Here is a 3,297-nt window from a genome sequence, read left to right as displayed (position 1 = left end):
TTCATGGAGAAAGCGGTCGGCCTGAAGATGACGACCGAATTGAAACGGATGCGCTTCAACCAGACGGGCCTGGCCATCGACGCGGCCGTCGCCGGCCAGGGCATTGCGCTGGCCAGCCGCTTCCTCGTAGCCGCTGATCTCGCCACGGGCCGCCTGGTTCAGCCCGTCAGCGGCGAAATGCGCGGCACGCAGGATTTTTATGTCGTGATGCCGAGAAAACAGCGCCACCCCGAGCCGACGCAAGCCGTGCGGCAATGGTTGCTGGATGCGGGAGAAAGGCCGCCGCTCTAGATCGGCAGCAAGGCGTCGGGCTTCACATTGGCGATCGAAGCGTAGGTGTGTGTCTCCCGCACCCCGGGCAGCGGCAGGATGACGCGCTGCAGGAAATCCTGGAACATCGCCATGTCGGCGATGCGCGCCTTGACCAGATAGTCGAAGCCGCCGACCACCATGTGGCATTCGATGATCTCGGGCGCCCGCAGAACCGCCTCGGCGAAGCGGTCGAACACATGCGGCGCCGTGTGGTCGAGCCGCACCTCGATGAAGACGAGCTGCGCCTGCCCGATCCGAGCAGGATCGAGCACCGCGCGCACGGCGCGAATGAAGCCTTCGGCGAACAGCCGCTTGACGCGCTGCGTCGCCCCGGTCGGCGACAGACCGACCCGGCGCGCCAGATCGAGCGTCGTGCGGCGGCCGTCCTCCTGCAACAAACGTAGCAGCGAGCGGTCGATACGGTCGAGATCGTCCATTGCAGGATTCACACTTTTTGACCAGAACAAACGTGATAATCACGCCAAAGTAGCAAAAGCAGTATATTTCATCACGCTCCCGGACTGCAATACCGTTGTCGTGCAACCGACAACGAAAGCGTATCCCATGACATCAGCGATATCGACCTCCCGCAGCGCCCAGGCCAAGGGTGACATGCCCGTACTCATCCTGAGCGAGGCCGAGGTGAAAACCTGCATCGACCTGCGCCAGCTTCTCGACGTGCTCGCCGGCGGCTTCAAGGCCTTGTCCGGCGGCAAGGTGGTCAATCCGGCACGGCCGCAGCTCGATGTTCCGCAGGCCGGCTATTCGCTGGCGATGTCGGCATGGATAGCGGGCATGCATCTGACGGTGAAGATCGTCAACGTCTTCGAGGGCAACGTCGCCAAAGGCATCCCCAGCCACCTCGCCACCATCCATCTGTTCGACCCGCAGACGGGCATGCCGGTCTGCGTCATGGATGGCACCTACATCACCGCCGTGCGCACCTCCGGCTCGGCCGTGCTTTCGGTGCGTGAACTCGCCCGCCGCGACGCCAAGGTCGCGACGGTGGTCGGCGCCGGTGTGCAGGCCGGCCAGCATCTGCATCTTTTGCCGCTGGTGCGCGATTTCGCCGAAATCCGCGTTGTCTCGAAGGAGTTTTCGGATGCACAGGCGCTCGCCGCGCAACATCCCGGCGTCGTTGCCGTCGCCGATATCGAGGCCGCGGTGCGCTCGTCTGACGTCGTCTGCCTGGCAACGCATTCCTATGCGCCGGTGATCTCGGCCGACTGGGTGCGGCCCGGCACCCATGTCTCGTCGGTCGGCGTCGCCCCACCCGGCGGCGAGTTGCCGGTCGAGCTTGTCGGGCGGGCCATCCTTTTCGTCGAGACCAAGGACGCCTTCGCGCCGACCCCGGTCGGTTCCTGCGAACTGGTGGGCATTGATCCGGAAACCGGAACCGAGCTTGGCGAAATGCTGCTCGGACTGCGGCCGGGACGCGTCAGCGCCGATCAGGTCACCGTCTACAAGGCCATGGGCGTTGCAATGGAAGACATGGTGGCCGCCGATCTCGCCTATCGCGAAGCGGTTCGGCGCGGAATGGGACGTGTAGTTGCGCTGTAGCGGAGCCGCTCAATTGTTGGAGCCAGCGCCGCCCGTCGATAGGATCGTCCTTCTCCCCGTGAACGGGGAGAAGATGGCGGCAACCAGATGAGGGGCAGCACCAACGTGGAGGGTTGGGACCTGCCCCTACCCCTCCACCGTCTCCAGCACGCTCAGCAGCGCGCCCTCCATGTCAGGCTCGTCGCCGGAGCAGACGCACAGCATCTCGGCGTCGCCCTCGCCCACCGACAGGTAGGCGTGACCCATGGTGGAATCGATATAGACGCTGTCGCCCTGTTTCAGCCGCACCGGCGCGTACTGGTCGGTGTGCAGCTCGATCTCGCCCTTGAGCACGATCAAAAATTCCTCGCCGGCATGCCTGGTCAGCGGGCCGAATTCCTGCAGCGTGCGGGCGCGTGCATAGGCGTGGATCGGCACCATGCGCTTGCGCACCAGATCGGTGGCCAGATAGCGGTAATCGTAGTTGCGGGTCAGCTGGCGCAGCGTGTTGGACTGCGAGGTCACCGAACGACGGGTGCGCGCGGCCGGCTGCTTGCGGTCGCCGCTGAGCAGCTCGGTGACATGGATGCTCAGCCCCTCGCAGATCTGCAGCAGCTTGTCGTAGCTCAGCGACATCTGGTCGTTCTCGACTTTGGACAGCGTCGACACCGCGACGCCAGTCAGCGTGCTGACCTCCTGCAAGGTCCAGCCATGCGTCTTCCTCAAGCCGCGCAGGCAATCACCGAGGTTCGGTTGCTCCGACATCGTCAGCTCCTGGCGCGGCCACCGGGCCGCTTCTTCACCCTAGGTAGTCCAACTCCCTGCCGCCATCAACAACGCTAACAATTTTCTTATACGCTAAATATTGACTGGATACGAAATTATTTCTACCCCTAGGACATGCAGTCCAAGTCTCTCCAAAAAATCGTCGTCATCGGAGGCGGCATTGCCGGCCTTTCGCTGGCGACGGCCGTGCAATCCTGGGCCGAGATCACCGTGCTCGAGCGCGAGCCGCATCTCGGCTACCACGCTAGCGGCCGCTCCGCGGCGCTGTTTTCCGAAACCTATGGCAATGCGCTGGTGCGGGCGCTGTCGCTGGCCAGCCGGCAGGCGATCATCGATGGCGGCTTCGCCGCCCACCGGCGCGGCGCGCTGCACGTCGGCGGTGTCGAAGACAGTGCAGCCGTCGACCGCATGGCGGCCGAGATGCAGGCGCTGGTGCCGAGCGTACGGCGCCTGTCAGCAGCAGAAGTCACCGCGCTGGTGCCGGTCATCGCCACGGCAACCACCTGCGGCGGCGTGCATGAACCCGGCGCGCTCGATGTCGACACGGGAAAGATGCTTGCAGCTTCAGCCTCCGCGCTCAAGGCCGGCGGCGGCGTGATCCGCACCGGCGAGGAAGTGCTGGAGATTTCCCGCGTCGCAAATGGCTTCAGCGTCACCACC

5 protein-coding genes are annotated in these 3,297 nt (G+C 64.6%); 3 read left to right on the top strand and 2 right to left on the bottom strand.

Annotated elements, in window-relative coordinates:
* The coding region (locus EN984_RS27740; RefSeq protein WP_245480131.1) for a LysR substrate-binding domain-containing protein at window positions 1-291 on the top strand (291 nt) is incomplete at its 5' end.
* On the opposite strand, the gene EN984_RS27735 is transcribed toward EN984_RS27740, so the two are convergent.
* Window positions 288-749, bottom strand: a complete 462-nt coding sequence (locus EN984_RS27735; RefSeq protein ID WP_023813853.1) for an Lrp/AsnC ligand binding domain-containing protein — start codon at window positions 747-749, stop codon at window positions 288-290. The two genes, EN984_RS27740 and EN984_RS27735, sit on opposite strands and share 4 nt — an antisense overlap.
* 127 nt (window positions 750-876) lie before the next feature.
* Here EN984_RS27735 and EN984_RS27730 point away from each other — a divergent pair, with 127 nt between their 5' ends.
* On the top strand, window positions 877-1,872 hold the full coding sequence (locus EN984_RS27730; protein ID WP_127271377.1) for an ornithine cyclodeaminase family protein: 996 nt from the start codon (window positions 877-879) through the stop codon (window positions 1,870-1,872).
* A gap of 126 nt (window positions 1,873-1,998) precedes the next feature.
* On the opposite strand, the gene EN984_RS27725 is transcribed toward EN984_RS27730, so the two are convergent.
* Window positions 1,999-2,616 carry an XRE family transcriptional regulator gene (locus EN984_RS27725; RefSeq protein WP_127271375.1) on the bottom strand — a complete coding sequence of 206 codons (618 nt, stop codon included), beginning with the start codon at window positions 2,614-2,616 and terminating at the stop codon, window positions 1,999-2,001.
* Window positions 2,617-2,751: 135 nt separating this feature from the next.
* Between EN984_RS27725 and EN984_RS27720 the strand changes: the two genes are divergently transcribed.
* On the top strand, window positions 2,752-3,297 hold a 546-nt coding region (locus tag EN984_RS27720), incomplete at its 3' end, for an FAD-dependent oxidoreductase (protein WP_164765687.1).

This window comes from Mesorhizobium sp. M7A.F.Ca.CA.004.12.1.1 (assembly GCF_003997835.1).
GTDB lineage: Bacteria > Pseudomonadota > Alphaproteobacteria > Rhizobiales > Rhizobiaceae > Mesorhizobium.
Note: the sequence above shows the minus strand (reverse complement) of the source record. Positions and strands in the feature narration are given on the sequence as shown.